The sequence below is a fragment of the Baekduia soli genome, assembly GCF_007970665.1.
In the GTDB taxonomy this organism is placed as follows: domain Bacteria; phylum Actinomycetota; class Thermoleophilia; order Solirubrobacterales; family Solirubrobacteraceae; genus Baekduia; species Baekduia soli.
Genome location: NZ_CP042430.1, coordinates 2,620,888 through 2,637,340 on the forward strand (window position 1 = coordinate 2,620,888; position 16,453 = coordinate 2,637,340).

The 16,453-nt window shown below is 76.0% G+C and carries 14 protein-coding genes and 1 pseudogene; 7 read left to right on the forward strand and 8 right to left on the reverse strand.

The window, feature by feature from the left end; genetic code table 11:
- Nucleotides 1–468 precede the first annotated feature (468 nt).
- Complete coding sequence (locus FSW04_RS12510) at nt 469–1,563, reverse strand: SDR family NAD(P)-dependent oxidoreductase (RefSeq protein ID WP_187368719.1); 1,095 nt, start codon at nt 1,561–1,563, stop codon at nt 469–471.
- Between the two features lie 130 nt (nt 1,564–1,693).
- Between FSW04_RS12510 and FSW04_RS12515 the strand changes: the two genes are divergently transcribed.
- Entirely contained in the window at nt 1,694–2,884 is a 1,191-nt protein-coding gene (locus FSW04_RS12515; protein WP_146919702.1) for a zinc-dependent alcohol dehydrogenase, read from the forward strand.
- Between the two features lie 16 nt (nt 2,885–2,900).
- Here FSW04_RS12515 and FSW04_RS27130 read toward each other — a convergent pair whose 3' ends face one another.
- Together FSW04_RS27130 and FSW04_RS27135 are read right to left on the reverse strand one after the other, a co-directional pair.
- Nucleotides 2,901–3,332 carry an acetyl-CoA hydrolase/transferase C-terminal domain-containing protein gene (locus FSW04_RS27130; protein ID WP_267128223.1) on the reverse strand — a complete coding sequence of 144 codons (432 nt, stop codon included), beginning with the start codon at nt 3,330–3,332 and terminating at the stop codon, nt 2,901–2,903.
- A gap of 362 nt (nt 3,333–3,694) precedes the next feature.
- Nucleotides 3,695–4,234: pseudogene (locus FSW04_RS27135) on the reverse strand (hypothetical protein); the annotation flags it as partial.
- Here FSW04_RS27135 and FSW04_RS12525 point away from each other — a divergent pair.
- From FSW04_RS12525 to FSW04_RS12535, 3 genes are read left to right on the forward strand one after another with little or no spacing between them, the layout of a single operon-like run.
- On the forward strand, nt 4,167–5,195 hold the full coding sequence (locus tag FSW04_RS12525; protein ID WP_146919704.1) for a phosphotransferase family protein: 1,029 nt from the start codon (nt 4,167–4,169) through the stop codon (nt 5,193–5,195). The pseudogene FSW04_RS27135 and the gene FSW04_RS12525 sit on opposite strands and share 68 nt — an antisense overlap.
- Entirely contained in the window at nt 5,192–6,304 is a 1,113-nt protein-coding gene (locus tag FSW04_RS12530; protein WP_146919706.1) for a hypothetical protein, read from the forward strand. Before FSW04_RS12525 ends, FSW04_RS12530 begins: the two co-directional genes overlap by 4 nt.
- A gap of 36 nt (nt 6,305–6,340) precedes the next feature.
- Nucleotides 6,341–7,945 carry an HD domain-containing phosphohydrolase gene (locus tag FSW04_RS12535; protein ID WP_228430448.1) on the forward strand — a complete coding sequence of 535 codons (1,605 nt, stop codon included), beginning with the start codon at nt 6,341–6,343 and terminating at the stop codon, nt 7,943–7,945.
- 8 nt (nt 7,946–7,953) lie between these two features.
- Here FSW04_RS12535 and FSW04_RS12540 read toward each other — a convergent pair whose 3' ends face one another.
- Entirely contained in the window at nt 7,954–8,529 is a 576-nt protein-coding gene (locus FSW04_RS12540) for a hypothetical protein (RefSeq protein WP_146919708.1), read from the reverse strand.
- A 51-nt stretch (nt 8,530–8,580) separates the two neighbouring features.
- Nucleotides 8,581–9,747, reverse strand: coding sequence for an enolase-like domain-containing protein (locus FSW04_RS12545; protein WP_146919710.1), 1,167 nt, complete (start codon nt 9,745–9,747; stop codon nt 8,581–8,583).
- A 121-nt stretch (nt 9,748–9,868) separates the two neighbouring features.
- Between FSW04_RS12545 and FSW04_RS12550 the strand changes: the two genes are divergently transcribed.
- Nucleotides 9,869–10,576, forward strand: a complete 708-nt coding sequence (locus FSW04_RS12550; RefSeq protein ID WP_146919712.1) for a DUF2652 domain-containing protein — start codon at nt 9,869–9,871, stop codon at nt 10,574–10,576.
- Here FSW04_RS12550 and FSW04_RS12555 read toward each other — a convergent pair.
- Together FSW04_RS12555 and FSW04_RS12560 are read right to left on the reverse strand one after the other, a co-directional pair.
- Entirely contained in the window at nt 10,570–12,249 is a 1,680-nt protein-coding gene (locus FSW04_RS12555) for a cyclic nucleotide-binding domain-containing protein (RefSeq protein ID WP_146919714.1), read from the reverse strand. The genes FSW04_RS12550 and FSW04_RS12555 overlap by 7 nt on opposite strands.
- Nucleotides 12,250–12,529: 280 nt before the next feature.
- On the reverse strand, nt 12,530–13,087 hold the full coding sequence (locus FSW04_RS12560; RefSeq protein WP_187368720.1) for a DUF4232 domain-containing protein: 558 nt from the start codon (nt 13,085–13,087) through the stop codon (nt 12,530–12,532).
- A gap of 116 nt (nt 13,088–13,203) precedes the next feature.
- Between FSW04_RS12560 and FSW04_RS12565 the strand changes: the two genes are divergently transcribed.
- Complete coding sequence (locus tag FSW04_RS12565) at nt 13,204–14,526, forward strand: acetamidase/formamidase family protein (protein ID WP_146919718.1); 1,323 nt, start codon at nt 13,204–13,206, stop codon at nt 14,524–14,526.
- Here the strand turns inward: FSW04_RS12565 and FSW04_RS25970 are convergent, their stop codons facing one another.
- A complete protein-coding gene (locus FSW04_RS25970; protein ID WP_187368721.1) occupies nt 14,527–14,787 on the reverse strand; it encodes a MoaD/ThiS family protein in 261 nt (86 codons plus the stop codon).
- A gap of 396 nt (nt 14,788–15,183) precedes the next feature.
- Here FSW04_RS25970 and FSW04_RS12575 point away from each other — a divergent pair, with 396 nt between their 5' ends.
- Nucleotides 15,184–16,401: a cytochrome P450 gene (locus FSW04_RS12575; protein WP_146919722.1), complete on the forward strand. Its 1,218-nt coding sequence runs from the start codon at nt 15,184–15,186 to the stop codon at nt 16,399–16,401.
- The last annotated feature ends 52 nt before the right edge of the window (nt 16,402–16,453 follow it).

Genomic DNA, 16,453 nt, shown 5'->3' on the forward strand with positions numbered 1-16,453 from the left:
TGCCAGCCCTTCGGGACGGTCGAGGCCAGGCCGCGGTGGAACTGGACGTAGGCGCGGCAGCCGGGGCTGTCGCATTCCCACTGCACGCGTCCGTCGCCGAGATCCGAGCTGGTCACACCATGAGTCGGCGTTCCCTGGGCGGCGAGGCGCCACACACGATGCCGCGGGCCGGGCGTCGCTCGCGGCCGGGGACGCGATCCCGCGGCAGCTGGCGAAGCGGAAGGGCGCACGCGTCATCGCCGTGGGCTCCGGTCCGGTCCTCGGCGGGGCCTGCACCGACGTGGAGAGGACGATGATCGAGCTGCAGCGCTCCACGATCGTCCAGGAGACCCGCAGCGCCTTCCAGGACGCCACGCAGCACACGTTCATCGACGTCGGCCCCGACCTCGAGATGGAGCTGTTCATGCTCGCCCCGCCCGGGAGCGTGGCCGGGGCCCGAGGCGGCGGCGCGCCCCGGCGCGGCGCTGCTCAGACGGTCACGCGGCCTGCCCGCTCGGGTCGCCGGCCGCCGCCGGCGGCCAGGCCCTCGGCCGGCGCCGGGCGCTCGGGCACCGGCCGCATGAGCGTGCGCCGCAGCGCGGGCAGCCGGCGGGCGGCGAGCGCCAGGTGCGCGGCGAAGCGCAGCGGCGTGGCGCGGGCGGGGAGGAGGCGGCGGCCGAGCTGCAGCGGGGCCAGCAGGCTGTCGCGCGCCGGGATGCCCCCGCTGGCCTGCGGGCGCGCGGGCGCGACCCACAGCGACCCGGGCCGGGCGGCGGCCTCGGTGCCGCTGCGATACCAGCGGTCCACGAGCAGCAGCACGGCCTCGGCGGCCGGCCGCGTGAGGGAGAACATCGCGTCGAGCAGGCGCGTCTCGCCCCCGAGGACGACCTCGGGCCGGGGCCGGACGGCCACCTCGACCAGCGCCTGGGCGACGACCCCGGCGGCGTAGGCGTCGGGGGCCACGCGCGGCTGGAGCATCGTCGCGCTGGAGGCCTGGGCGAACAGGGGCGTGTCGATGGGCCCCGGGTGGACGATCGCCACGCGCACGCCGGTGCCCTGCTCGCGCTCCTCGATGGCCACGCTGTTGAGGAAGCCGCGCAGGGCGTGCTTGGCGGCGCTGTAGGACGACCAGGTCGGCAGCGGCACCCGCGCCATGAGCGATCCGGTGGCGACGATGGTCCCCTGCGAGGCGCGCAGGTGCGGCAGCGCGGCGCGCAGGACGTTGACCGCCCCGGTGAACGTCACGGCGACGGTCCGGTCGAAGTCGTCGGCGTGGACCTCGAGCACGTGGCCGAACACGGCCGACGCGGCGTTGGAGACGACGACATCCAGCCCGCCGAGCGCCTGGGCGGCCTCGGCGACGGCCGCCTCGACGGCGGTCCGGTCGGTGAGGTCGACGGGCAGCACGAGCGCGTCGAGGCCGTGCTCGGCGACGCTGGCGTGCAGGGCCTCCTCGCCACGGGCCAGCAGCGCGAGGCGGGCGCCCTCGGCGCCGAAGCGGCGCGCGGCTTCCAGGCCGACGCCCGAGCTCGCGCCGGTGATGAGGATGCGCCGGCCGGAGAGGCGGGCGGGATGCTGGGGCACGGTGGTCCGTCCTTGTCGGAGGGCGCGGGAGCGCGTCCCCGGGGCTACGGCGCCTGCCCGGGTCCGGGATGAGGGCGACGTCCGACGGATGCGCGTGTGTGCAGGACCGGTCACCGGGTAGCGCCAGGTGATGAAGGCACTCACCTGGCAGGGCATCCACGACGTCCGCGTCGACACCGTTCCCGATCCCACGATCCAGAAGCCGACCGACGCGATCATCCGGGTCACGTCCTCCGGGCTCTGCGGCTCCGACCTGCACCTCTACGAGGTCCTCGGGGCCTACCTCGACGCCGGCGACATCCTCGGCCACGAGCCCATGGGCATCGTCGAGGCCGTCGGCGCGGAGGTCACCGACATCGCGCCGGGCGACCGCGTCGTCATCCCCTTCAACATCTCGTGCGGGCGCTGCTACATGTGCGACACCGGGCTGCAGTCGCAGTGCGAGACGACGCAGGGCCGCGAGTACGACACCGGCGCGGCCCTGCTGGGCTACTCCAAGCTCTACGGCCAGGTCCCCGGCGGCCAGGCCGAGCTGCTGCGCGTCCCGCAGGCCCACTACGGGCCGATCAAGGTGCCCGAGGGCCCGTCGGACGACCGGTTCCTCTTCCTCTCCGACGTGCTGCCCACGGCATGGCAGGGCGTGAAGTACGCCGACGTGGGCCCGGGCGACAGCCTCCTCGTGCTCGGGCTGGGCCCGATCGGCGAGATGGCCACGCGCATCGCCCAGCACCAGGGCGTCGAGCAGGTCATCGCGATCGACGTCGTGCCCGACCGCCTCGAGCGCGCCCGCGCCCACGGCGTGCAGGCGCTCAACCTCGACGACCACGACGACCTCGCGTCGGTCGTGCGCGAGCAGACCGGCGGCCGCGGTCCCGACGCCGTGCTGGAGGCCGTCGGCATGGAGGCCCACGGCGCGCCGGTGGGCAAGCTCGCCCACCGCCTGGCCGGCCTGCTGCCCGACGCCGCCGCCCGCAAGGTCATCGAGACGGCGGGCATCGACCGCCTCTCGGCGCTGAACAGCGCGTTCGACCTCGTCCGCCGCGGCGGCACCGTGTCGATCTCCGGCGTCTACGGCGGCGCCGCCAGCCCGATGAACCTCATGCAGATCTTCGACAAGCAGATCCAGATCCGCGGCGGTCAGGCCAACGTGAAGCGCTGGATCGACGACATCATGCCGCTGCTGGCCGGCGACGACGACCCGCTGGGGACCGAGAGCTTCGCCACCCACCACGTCCCGCTCGACGACGCGCCCGAGGCCTATGAGAAGTTCCAGAAGAAGGAGGACGGCACCTTCAAGGTGGTGTTCAAGCCCGGGACCTGAGCGCGGGACCGGGCGCTCAGCGCAGGCCGTGCTCGGCGACGTGGCGCTCCAGGCCCTCGCGGTGGGCCGGGTCGGCGATCGCGGTCAGGCGCCGTGCGCGCTCGGACAGCGCCATCCCGCGCAGGTCGGCGACGCCGTGCTCGGTGACCACGACGTCGGCGTCCGCGCGCGAGGTCGTCACGACGCCGTCGCCGAGGCGGGGCACGATCCGCGAGATCGTGCCCCCGCGCGCCGTCGACGGCAGCGTGATGACCGCCCGTCCGCCGGGGGAGGCCATCGCGGCGCGGACGAAGTCGACCTGGCCCCCGACGGCGCCGACGTGGCGCCCGGCGACGGTCTCGGCGTTGACCTGCCCGGTGAGGTCGACCTCCAGCGCGGCGTTGACCGCCGTGAGCCGCTCGAGCCGGCGCAGGGTGGCCGGGTCGTGGGTGTAGGCGATGCCCCGCATGAGCACGGCGGGTTCTCGTGCACGAAGTCGTACAGGCGGCGGGAGCCCACGATGGTCCCCGTCACCGTCGCGCCGGCGTCGATGGGCTTGTGGGTGTTGGTCAGCGCGCCCGACTCGGTGAGGTCGACCAGCCAGTCGCCGACCACGCCGGTGTGCAGCGCGAGGTCGCGGCGGTCGCGCAGTGCGCCGGCCACCGCGTAGCCCAGCTTGCCGAGGCCGAGCTGGAGCACGGGCCGCTCGGGGACCAGGCCGGCGACGAGCTCGCCGATGCGCGCCTCGACCGGCCCGACCTCCGGCGGGGGCACCGCGACGATCGGGCGCGACGTGTGGACGACATGGTCGATGTCGGCGGGGTCGACCGTGTCGCCGGCCGTCCGCGGCATCTGGTCGTTGACCTCGGCGATGACGGTCCGCGCCACGGCGATCGCCGGCTGCAGGTAGTCGCCGACGACGCCGAGCGAGTGCCGCCCGTCCGGCCCGGCCGGAGCGACCTGCAGCAGCACGACGTCCACGGGCACCCGGCCGGCGGCGATGTCGGCCGGAAGCTCGGAGACATGGCACGGCCAGATGTCGAGCGCGCCCGCCCGGGCGAGCGGCGCGTTGGTCCCCAGGCCGCCGAAGCTCGTGAACCGCAGGTGGTCGGCGTGCTCCGGAGCGAACGTCCCGGCATAGGATGCGCCGAGGAAGACGGTCACGACGCCGAGCTGGGCCCGGCTCCGGACGAGCGCCTCGGTCAAGGTGCGCGGCTCGCCCGTGCCCTGGCTGACCAGAATGGCGTCGCCGGATCTGACCAGCGTCGGGAGAACCGCATCATCCATGGAGACAGGAGAGTCTATGACCAGGCCATCGGCCGATGCGGGTGCCAGCGACGCGGAGATCATCCAGCTCATCCAGGCGTTCATCGGCGCACAGACCGGCGAGACGCCGCCCGAGATCGTGCGGCTGCACCGCGCGTCGCTGGGCAAGTCGCGCGAGAACTGGTCGCTGGACGCCGTCTGGGGCGGCGACGCGTCCGGGCCCGAGCCCCTCATCGTGCGCCGCGACCCCGAGGGCGGGCTGGTCGACACCGACCGCGAGCTGGAGTTCAACCTGCTGCGGGCGCTGGAGCCCAGCGGCCTGCCGGTCCCGAAGGTGCGCTGGCTGGACGCCACGGGGGAGTGGCTGGGCCGCCCATCGCTGGTCATGCGCCGCCTGGCCGGGGAGTCGGACTACTTCGTCGTCAACAACGACCACCTCCCGCTCGCGACGCGGGTGTCGCTGGCCGAGCGCTTCTGCGACCTGCTGGCCGCGGTGCACCTCGTGCCGTGGGCGCAGCTCGGCCTGGGGGAGATCCTGCCCGACCCCGGGCCCGGCGCCGCCGAGGCCGAGCTGGCCCGCTTCGAGCAGGTCCTGCGCACCGACGAGCTGCGCCGCTACGACGAGATCGAGGCGATCCTGGCCTGGCTGCGCGACCACGCGCCGCGCTCGGAGCCCACGGTGCTCGTGCACGCCGACTTCAAGCCGGGCAACGTGCTGCTGGCCGACGGCGAGATCACCGCGCTGCTGGACTGGGAGCTCGCCCACCTCGGCGACCGCCACGAGGACCTCGGCTGGGTGACCCAGCCGCTGCGCGAGCGCGAGCACCTCATCGCCGGCGCATGGGAACGCGACCAGCTCCTGCAGCGCTACGCCGACGCGACGGGCTTCGACGTCGACGAGGATGCCCTGCACTGGTGGCAGACGTTCGCCACGTTCCGCACCCTCGTCATGCAGGTCAGCGGCCTGCGCGCCTACGTCGAGGACCGGTCCGACAAGGCCTACCGGCCGACGCAGAAGGTGCTGAGCACCGGCATGCGCCAGATCACGAAGGGGAGCGCCGCATGACCGAGCCGCATCTGGACGAGCAGTTCCCGCTGTCGCCCATCGACGACTACATGATCCACCAGACCCCCGATCCGATCCGGGTGATGTGGACCGGCGACCCGCGCGCCTACGAGCGCTACTGGATGGTCTGCCACGACGCGGCCGGCTCGGTCGTCGTCGCCGTCGGCGGGAGCTTCTACCCCAACCTCGACCGGGCCGAGGCCTACGCCATCGTCAGCCACGCCGGCCGGCACACGAGCGTCCGCGCGTTCCGCCGCCTGGGCGTCGACCGGACCGACCTGCGCGTCGGGCCGATCGCGCCCGAGATCATCCGCGGCCTGCGCCACTGGCGGTTCGTGCTGGAGGACAACGACCAGGACCTGGCGTTCGAGATCGACTTCGAGGACACCACCCGCCAGACGTTCCGGGAGCCGCTGTCGACGCTGGCCCACGGCACCCCGCCGGGCCGGCGCAACGACGTCACCACCGGCTTCGAGGGCTTCGGCACCGTCCGCGGCTGGGTGTCGGCCGGCGGGGAGCGCATCGAGCTCGGCGAGGGGTCGGTGGGCACCCGCGACCGCCACTGGGGCACGGGCCGGGGCGTCGGCGGGCCGGCTCTGTCGCTCGGGGGCCGCCTGCACGTCGGCACCAACGGCAACGCCTTCGTGGCCTTCGGGGACTGGACGCTGTGGGGCGACCGCGTCTACTACTACTTCGGCGACAGCCGCCCCGGGTCCGGGCGCGTGCGCCGGCCGACCCGCCGGCTGCGCTTCGAGCCCGACACCAACATCTTCGCCGAGGGCATCATCGACTACCCGCTGGACACCGGCGAGGTCAAGACGCTGCACTACACCAAGATCGACCAGCTCACGACGTTCCTGCGCTGCGGGATGTACGGCGGCACGCCCGACGGCGACATCCACCAGGGCTCCTACGACGGGCCCGATCTCGTGGAGGGCGAGACCTACGAGATCGCGCGGCCGGAGGTGCGGTCTCGCATCGCGGGGCTCGACGAGCACCTGTGCGTGGTCGAGTGCGACGGCGAGCGCTCCATCGGCGTCTACCAGACGATCGACCCGCTGGCCTACGAGAACTGCGCGGCGGGCCGGGCGGGCTGGGCGTTCCTCTAGGTCGCGCCCGGGCCCGGCGCGCACTACGCTCGGCGCGTGGGCGGCGCTGGGATCGAACGGGCGCAGGTCCGGCTCGCCGAGCTGGTGGGCGCGCTGTCGCTGGGCGTCGACCTCGGATTCGGCCAGCCGATGGAGCACGTGCTGCGCCAGTGCCTGATCGCGCTGCGCCTGGCCGAGCGCGTCGGCCTCGACGACGGCTCGCGGGCGGTCGTCTACTACGCGGCGTTGCTGGTCAACGTCGGCTGCCACTCCGACGCCCACGAGCAGGCCAGGTGGTTCGGGGACGACATCGCGCTGCGGGCCGCGCGCTACGAGCATCCGCTGGGCAGCATGCGGGCGACGGTGGCGGGTATGCGGCTGCTCGGCTCGGGCAACCCGCCGCTGCACCGGTTCCGCGTCGGCCTGGAGTTCGCGCTGTCGGGCCGCCAGGCCGTCGACGACATGATCCGCCACCACGCCGAGATGGCCCGGGGCCTGGCCGAGCAGCTCGCCCTGCCCGACGCGGTGCTGGACGCGGTCGGAAGCACCTACGAGCAGTGGGACGGCCGCGGCTGGCCGGGCCGGCTGCGCGGCGACGACGTCCCGATCGCCGCCCGGCTGGCCCAGCTGGCCGAGTTCGTGGAGGTCGCCCACCGGGTCGGCGGCGTCGAGGCGGCCCGGACGTTCGCGCGCGAGCGCGCGGGCACCCAGTTCGACCCGGAGCTGGCGGCGGTCTTCGCCGAGGAGGCCGACCTGCTGCTCGCCGACCTCGACGACGCCGCGACCTGGGATGCCGTCATCGCCGCCGAGCCCATGCTCGTCGGCGCCCTGTCGCCCGACGCCTTCGACGACGCGCTGCTGGCCATCGCCGACTTCGTCGACCTCAAGTCCCCGTTCACGCTCGGCCACGCCCGCGCGGTGTCCGGGCTGGCCGCCGCGGCGGGCGAGCGGCTGGGCCTCGACGCCGGCGAGGTCCGCGCCCTGCGCCGGGCCGGGCTGGCCCACGACCTGGGGCGTCTGGGGATCTCCAACGCGATCTGGGACAAGCCCGGCCCGCTCGGCGCCGGCGAGCGCGAGCGCGTGCGGATGCTGCCCTACCTGACCGAGCGCATGCTGCGCCAGTCCCCGGCCCTGGCGCCGCTGGGCCGGATCGCCGTGGCCCACCGCGAGCGCCTGGACGGCTCGGGCCACCCGCACGGCCTGGCGGGCCCGGCGATCCCGCGCCTGGCGCGGGTCCTCGGCGCCGCCGACGCCTACCAGGCCATGTGCGAGCCGCGCCCGCACCGGCCGGCGCACGGCGCCGGCGAGGCGGCGACCCAGCTGCGCGCCGAGGTCCGTGCGGGCCGCCTGGACCGCGAGGCGGTGGAGGCCGTGCTCGGCGCCGCCGGTCATCGCGTGGCGCGTCGCCGCGAGGGGCCGGCGGGCCTGACCGTGCGGGAGGTCGAGGTCCTGCGGCTGGCCGCCCGGGGCCTGTCGACGCGGGTGATCGCCGAGCGGCTCGTCATCGCGCCGAAGACCGCGGCCAACCACATCGAGCACATCTACACCAAGATCGGCGTGTCGACCCGCGCACAGGCCAGCCTGTTCGCGATGCGCCACGGGCTCCTGCCCGAGGAGCCGCCGGCGTCCGACGGCCTGCCGGCCGATCGCGCCGGCGTCTGACGGGCGCCCTACGCCCCCGCCAGCGGCCAGTCCAGCCCGAGGTCCAGCCCGCGGCGCGGACCGGTGCCCGCCGCGGTGACGAGCTCGAGCAGGGGCGGGGCCACGCGCAGCGCCGGACCGGGCACGCTCCGGCGCAGCCACTCCGCGAGGAGCCCGAGGGCCACGTCCTCGGCCTCGGCGCCCTTGGCGCGCGAGCCCGTGCTGAAGAGCGGGTCGGCCACCACGCGCGGGGCCTTGCCCCCCGGGCGCGCGGCGGCGCCGGCGGCCAGCGGGAGCAGGACGGCGGCCATCTCGTCGGGCGCGAGCGCGGCCGGCCAGGAGGCCGTGGTGTAGCGGCCGCCCTGGGCCCGCCACACGACCTCGCGGCCCGAGCGCCAGCGTGCGTAGGCCTCCGGGTCGCAGACCTGGACGACGGGCTGCACGTCGACCGGGCGCGCGCCGTCGGCGCCGGCGCGGCGCGTCAGCTCCGTGAGCGCCGTGGCGGCGCGCACCACGACGGGCGAGCGGTCGGGCGGGGCGGCGATGCGGACGCCGCCGGCGGCGTCGCGGCAGACCTTGAGCGGGGCGAGGCGGAGGAGGGGCACATCCGGGATATCGGCCGGTGCCCCGCGCGGCCTGAGCCCCGTCCCGGGCCGCTACCGCGCCCCGGGGCCGCCCGGCGCCTCGCGGATGCTGCGGCGCGCGTCGTAGTCGCCCCAGCGAAAGCCGGTCTCGTGGGGCTCGGGGGCCAGCGGCGAGCGGGGGAGCCCGCCCGCCGGGGCGTGCAGGTTGTAGGCGACGGGAGCGAGGTCGTTGGGGCCGTCGGGGTGGAACAGCGACGCCAGGTACTGGAGCTGCCCGCGGCCCGGGCCCTGCTCGAACATGCCCCCGCCGTAGGCGCCGATGTCGTGCGCGCGGCAGTAGTCGTAGGTCTCGAACAGCCGTCGCACGCTGCCGAAGCGCGCGGGCTTGAGGTTGAGCAGCCGGGGCCTCCACGGCAGCGCCCGGATGTCGCCGACGGCGTGGATCGGCTCGTCCCAGGTGACGCGGTCGCGGCGGCCGTCGAGCAGCCCGATCGTGGCCGGCGCGAGCGCGGGGTCCTCGATCCACACCCGCGGCAGGTGCTCGAAGACCCGGCCGTAGAGGACGGGGTCGGCGTCCATGGCGACCGTCGCGTTGCGATACAGCCCCTTCATGTCGACGACGTCGACGCAGTCCAGCGCCGCCAGCTCGGCCAGCAGCGCATCGTCCCAGCTGTCGACGGGGTCGAGCTTGAACCTCAGGCCGGGATCCGCCGCGCGGAGGGCGCGCAGGCGCGCGAGGCCCGCGCGATCGTCGAGCCGCAGGGACACGACGAACGTCACCGGCTCGGCTGCCCGGCCGACGGCGTCCTGCAGCGACAGGCCGCTCTGGCGCAGGGCGAGGTCCAGCGCGGCGCTCTCGAAGGCCCAGCGGCGGTAGTCGCGGGCGCTCTCGCGGATCGGTGCCACCGGGAAGAGGTCGGCGAGCCCGAGCAGGGTGGAGAACGCGTCCAGCGTGCGCGTCCCGCGCAGCCACGAGAGCTCGCCGGCGCCGCGCAGGTGCTCGAGGTGGTCGATCTGGTCCCAGGTGATGTCCTCGCCCTGGCCCTCGTGGCCGTCGCCACTCAGCCGCACGACCGTGGAGATCTTCGTGAACCCGCTCGAGATGTCGCGGGCCAGCGGCAGCAGCTCGCACCGCTCCACGCACAACGGCAGCCCGGCGACCCGTGCGTATGTCCCTCCGGCGTCCGCCTCGCGGTCGTCGCCGTCCGCGCCGGCCTCCCTGGAGTCGCAGGCGGACACGGGCGCGTCAGGTCCGCTTCAGGGTCGCGAGCCGGGCCTCGTCCACGCCGCGAGCCTACCGCGTCGTTCGCGATCGACACCGATCCGGCGGCCGCACGACCCCAGCGTGTAGCGTCGTCGCGTGGAGAACCGGCGCGCGCTGCTGCTGATCGCCGACATCGGCGGCTACACCGAGTACATGCAGTACCACCGGTCGATGCTCGGGCACGCGGAGGCCGCCACGACGCGCCTGCTCAAGAAGGTCGTCGACGCCGCCCGCGGCTTCGAGCTCATCGAGATCGAGGGCGACGCCGCGTTCCTCTCGCGCGAGGCCGGCGGGCTGGACGGCGACGCGACCCTCGCGGCCGTCATCGACGCGGCCGTCGCCATGCACCGCGCCTTCCACGCCGAGCGGCGGCTCGTCGAGCGCAACCTGTGCCCCTGCGAGAGCTGCACGCAGACCGCCGACCTCAAGCTGAAGTTCGTGGCGCACGTCGGCGAGGTCGCGACCCAGACGATCAGGCGCCGGCGAAAGCTCATCGGCATGGACGTGATCCTCGTCCACCGCCTGCTGAAGAACCCCGTGCCCGTGCCCGAGTACGTGCTGCTGTCCGAGGACCTGTACCGCGATGGCGCCGTGACGCCGCCCGAGCGGCCGGTCCACGAGATCGCCCACGACCTCGAGGGCATCGGGCCCGTGCGCGCGTACTTCGTGGAGGTCGACGACCTCGCGGGGCCCCTCGGCCCGATGCCCGAGCCGTCCCTGCTCGAGCGCGTCGGCGGGACGCTCGGCATGGTCGGGCGCGGCCTGCGGTACATCCCGCGCCGCCGGGGCCTCGCCGCTCACTGAGCCCCGGCCGCCGGCGTGCGCCCGGCGTCCCGCGCCCGGATCTCGGTGACGACCGCCTGCCCGGCGGCGGCGCTGGCCGGGTAGCCCGTGACCGCCGTGAGGTAGGCCCGGCGCTGCAGGACGCCCACGCGCAGGTGCGCGTCGGAGCCGGCGCGGACGGTGGCCGTGCGCGGCTCGTCGCACAGCAGGGCGATCTCGCCGAAGCCCTCGCCGCGGCCCAGCGTCGCGACGACCTGCCCGCCGCGGACCACCTCCGCACGCCCGGACTCGACCACGTAGAAGCGGTCGCCGCGCTCGCCCTGCTCGAACACGGCCTCCCGCGGCGCGAACTCGGCGTGCGCGAGCCCGGCGCCGAGCTGCTCGATCGTCGCCGCCGGCAGCGCGCCCAGCATGTCGACCTCCCGCAGGATCTCGATGTCGGCGTCGCGCACGCGCATCCCGGCGTCCAGCCGCCGCAGCGCGGTCCAGCTCGCGGCGACGGCCAGCGGCGCCAGGACGCCGACGACGGCGAGCGCGGGGCGGACGCCGAGCCCCTCGATGACCATGGGCGCGAGCAGGCCCCCGATCGCGACGCCGAGCGTCAGGACGGCCTCGAAGCTCGCGAACATGCGCGCCAGGACGGCCTCGTCGGCCAGCCGGGCCAGCAGCGTGAAGCCGCCGACGTCGATGAGCGCGTTGCCGACCCCGACCGCGCCGAGCAGCACGATCGCCGCCGCGCGCTCCGGGACGACGCCGACGAGGGCCAACGGCGCGCCGAACAGCGCGATGCCGACGCCGAACCACCGGGCCAGCCCGCCCCGCCGGACCAGGCCGAACGCGGCGACCGAGCCCACGACGCCGCCGCCGCCGACCGCTGCGTTGAGGACGCCGACGCCCGGGTCGCCCGTGTCCAGGAGGTCGATCGCAACCACCACCGTGAAGACCGACAGGCAGCCGCGCGTGAACGTCTGCACCACGCCGAGCCCGGTGATCAGCGAGAGCCGGCGGTCGCCCGTGATCGTGGCGAAGCCCTGCAGCAGCTCGCGTCCGCCGGCGCTGTCGGGCTGCGCCCGCGGGGGCGCGTCGTAGGCGAGGGCGGTGGTGGCCAGGCCGGCGACCAGCGACGCGCCGGCGCACGCGGCGAAGACCGCGGCCGGGCCGCTGGCCGCAAGCAGGACCGCGGCGACCACCGGGCCGCTGAGCGTGGCGAGCGAGTCCAGCATCCCGCGCACCGCGTTGGCGCTCGTCAGCTCCCGGGGCGACCGGGCCAGCGCGGGCAGCAGCGCCGAGTGGGCCGGCCGGTACATGGTCATGGCGACGGTGGCGACGACGGCCAGGCCGTAGGTCGCGGCCGCCGGGCCGCCGGAGGCCGTCACAGCCGCGGCGCCTCCCAGCGTCACGGCGCGCACCGCGCCGACGCACGTCAGCACCCGCTCGCGGCGGACCCGGTCGGCCCGGGTCGCCAGCAGCGGCGCGAGCAGCGCCGCGCTCGCCATCCGCGCGGCCGTGACGGCGCCGACGACACCGACGCCGCCCGCGCGGAACGCCACGACGCCGAGCGCGACCATGAACGCGCACTCGCCGGACCACATCGCGGCGAACGAGAGCTGCGCGCGGCGCAGCGGTCCGCTGCGCGCCGGGCCCCCGGGCGCGTGCCGCCGCCCGCGGGACGTCGGAGAGCGACGGGCCGCCACGGCGCGACTATCGCAGAGGCCCGCCCGCCGTCCGGGGCACCGTGCCCGGCGACATGTTCCTCGACGGCGTCACCCGACCCGACGTCACGAGCGTCACCATCGCCACGCCGCGGGACGTGCGGACGTTCATCCCCTCGCGCCGCGCCCACGCCTTCCTCGCGGTCTACCACGGCACCTTCCCGACCGCGCAGGCCGTCATCACCGCCACGTTCACCGACGGAGCACCCAGCGCCAGGTCATCCCGATCGGCGGCATGGAGCGGCCGGACATCGGATCCGGCTCACCCCGGCGGCCGGCCCGCGCGGACGGCGGTGACCGAGAGCTGGGCGTCGGCGCGCGAGGAGCAGGCCGTGCCGGGGCGGCGCACGAACGCCGCCGCCGTCGCGCCGGGCGGGTAGACCCGCAGCCCCCGCACCCGGCGCGGCCGGCAGTCCGAGGGCGGGAAGTCGGCGGTCCGGGCGATGCGCAGCGTCGCGATCGCACGGGCGCGACGCGCGAGGACGACGCGCGCCGGCCGCGGGGGCGCGACGCGGCGGGCCGCGGCCCCGACCCGGTGACCGTCGCCGCCCGCGACGAAGGAGACGCCGGGATGGCCGATCAGCGCGCAGGTCCCCCGGCCACGGTTGGTGAACGCGAGCTCCTGGTAGACCGAGCCGGCCGCGCCGCCGCCCGGGCTGCGCACGAGGGCGACCGCCAGCTCGGCCGTGCGGCACCGCGGGGCGGGGGCGGGAGCGCGCGCCGCCCGGGCCGCCCGGGCCGCCGGGCCCTGACCGGCCGTCGCGGGCACCGCGGCCACCAGGGCCGCGACCGCGGGGAGCAGGGCGTGGGGGAGGCGCATGCCGACAGGTTCCCGGATCGCCGCCATTCGCCACCCGCGTGTCCCCGGGGTAGCCTCGGGCCCGACCGACTCGACCGACCCGACCGACCCGACCGAGGAGCCCAATGGCCACCACCATGCCCGGACCCACCGCCGTCTCCACCGCTGCGGAGACCGTCTACGTCGATCGCTTCTGCGACGGCATCATCGGGCCCAGCGCCGAGGTGATCGGCACGGTCCGCGACGGTGGCCACATCGTCGCCAACACCGCACCGGGGTGCTGGGGGCCGATGATCACGCCCGCGATCCAGGGTGGCCACGAGGTCACGTTGCCGGTCGCCGTGGAGGGCGCCCAGGTCGGCGACGCGATCGCGATCCGCATCCGCTCCATCGACGTCACCTCCGTGGCGACGTCCTCGGGCAACGACCGGGCGATCGAGGGCCGCTTCAACGGCGACCCGTACTGCGCGAAGGTCTGCGCCGGCTGCGGCGCGCAGGACGAGGAGACCGTCGTGGAGGGCATCGGGCCCGACAGCGTGCGCTGCGCGGCCTGCGGCGCGCCCGCCGCGCCGTTCGCCTTCACCAACGGCTACACCATGGCCTTCGACGACGCGCGGCGCCTGGGCGTCACGGTCGACGCCGCGCGGGCCGAGGCGTTCGCCCGCGACGCCCACCACGCCGCCGCGCTGCCCGCGGCCTCGGTGCAGAACCCGATCCTGCTGTTCGCCCCGGCCGACCTCGTCGGCGTCGTCGCGCGGATGCGCCCGTTCATGGGCCAGCTCGGCACGATGCCGGCCGTCGACCTGCCGGACTCCCACAACGCCGGGGACTTCGGCGCGTTCCTGCTCGGCGCGCCGCACCGCCACGCGGTGACCCCCGAGCAGCTCGCCCAGCGCACCGACGGCCACCTCGACATCGACGCCGTCCGCGCCGGGGCGATCCTCGTCTGCCCCGTGAAGGTCCCCGGCGGCGGCGTCTACCTCGGCGACATGCACGCGATGCAGGGCGACGGCGAGATCGCCGGCCACACCGCCGACGTGGCGGGCACCGTCACGCTGCAGGTGTCGGTGGTCAAGGGCCTCGCGCTCGACGGCCCGGTCCTGTTCCCGCTGGCGGAGGACCTGCCGTTCCTCGCCCGCCCGCTGACCGCGGCCGAGCGCGAGGCGGCCGAGGCGCTGGCGGCCCGCCACGGCGGGGTGACCGTGGAGGACGGGCTGCCCGTGTCCGTCGTCGGCACGGGACCGGACCTCAACAGCGCCGTGGACAACGGGCTGCGCCGGGCCGCCACGATCCTCGGCATGGAGGTCCCCGAGGTCATGAACCGCGCGACGATCAGCGGCGCGATCGAGATCGGCCGGGCGCCCGGCGTCGTGCAGGTCACGTTCCGCGCGCCCGCCGCGGCCCTCGCGGCGTGCGGGCTCGACGGGCTCGCGCGCGAGCAGTACGGCGCGCCGGCCTGATCAGCCGCCGGCGACGGGGAGCACCAGCGCCAGGGTCTCCCCGTCGCGCAGCGCGCGGCCGCGGCCGACGACCTCGCCGTCGACGGCGACCGCGACCCCGTCCAGCCGGGCCGCCGCGACGCCGAGGTCGGGCGCCAGCACGGCGACGAGGTCGGCCACGGTGGCGCCCGCCCGCAGCGCCACGGTCCGGCGCCCCGGACCCAGCCGCGGGCCGAGGCGCACCTCGACGGTCACGCCCGCGTCGCTGCCGGCCGGTTGCATCCGGGCATCGTCCGCGGTCGGTCGCCCACGGTCAACCCCCGGGCCGCGGCGTTGCGATCGGCCTACCACGTCGAGTTCCTCGCGCTGCAGGCGCGCTGAGCGCCCGCGCCCGCTCTCAGGCATCTCCCACACGATCCCGAGGATGGTCTCGCTGCCGGCCGCGGGGGCGCCGCGCGGTCCGGCGGCTGCCGAGCTCGCCACGGGGCGCTGGAGACCGCGTACCGTTGAGCCTGCCCGCCGCCCAGCCCGACGACGAGGAGCCGCCCTGACCATCCGTGGACCTGTGCGCCCTCCCGCGTGAGCGGGGTGCGTCAACCCGGGCCGCGACCAGGTCGTCGCGGTCCTGCGCCGCCCGCGGGCCCGCGCGCGCCTGCGACCTGGCAGACCCTGGCGTGGATGGCGCGCCCCGGCGCCTACCTGCAGGGCGCGCACCGGCGATTCGGCGATCCGATGACGATCCGGACGTTCTGGACGCCGGAGCCGATGGTGCTCTTCTCGCACCCCGACGCCGTCCGCGAGGTCTTCCGGCTGGACCCGGCGATCGCCCCCGCGGGCCAGAGCTGGGAGTTCCTGCGCCCGTTCGCCGGGCCCGACTCGATCCTCCTGCTCGACGGCGAGGCGCACCTGCGCGAGCGGCGGCTGCTGCAGGCACCCTTCCACGGGGAGCGCATGCGCGCGCTGGCGCCCATGATCGGGGAGCTGGCCCGGGCGGAGCTCGCGACCTGGGACGGGCGGGTCGTCACGCTGCAGCGCATGCGCGAGCTGGCGCTGGAGATCATCCTGCGCGTGGTCTTCGGCGCGCACGAGGACCACGAGGTCGCGGGGCTGCGCCACGCGATCGACGCGACCCTGGACGGCGTGCGCTCCCTGCCTCGGATGCTCGCGATGGCCGTGGTGCAGCGCGACCTCGGTCCGCGCAGCCCCTGGGGGCGCTTCCGGCTGGCGGTGCAGCGCTTCGACGCGCTGCTGCTGGAGACGATCGCCCGCCGCCGCGCGCAGCCCGGCGGCGGGGGCGGCGCCGTCCTCGACCTCCTGCTCGAGCAGCGCGACGAGCACGGCGCGCCCACGACCGACCGCCACGTGCGCGACCAGCTCGTCGCGCTGCTCATGGGCGGCCACGACACCTCCTCCGCGACGCTGGCGTGGGCCTTCGAGCGCCTCGCGCGCCACCCGGCGGTGCTCGCGCGGATGCGCGACGGCGACCCCGCCTACCTCGACGCCGTCGTCAAGGAGGTCCTGCGCGTGCGCCCGGCGCTGACCATCGCGCCGCGGCTGCTGCTGGAGCCCGTCCGGATCGCCGGGCACGACCTGCCCGCCGGCGTGCAGGTCGCCGCCTGCCTGTGGCTGGCGATGCGCCGCGAGGACCTCTGGGACCGGGCGTCGGCGTTCCGTCCCGAGCGCTGGCTCGAGCAGCCCCAGCAGCCCTCGTGGATCCCCTACGGCGGCGGCGTGCGCCGGTGCCCCGGCGCACCGTTCGCCGAGATGGAGCTGCGCGAGGTGCTGCGCGCGGCTGCCGGCCTGCGGCTGCGCCCCGTCCGCCCCCGCGGCGAGCGCGCGCGGCGCAGCCTGCTGGTCATCGTGCCCGAGCGCGGGGGCGAGGTGCTCGTGGGCTGAGGGGCGCCAGGTCGCCGGTCCGCCGGAGCAGCACGGTGCCGGGGATACGATC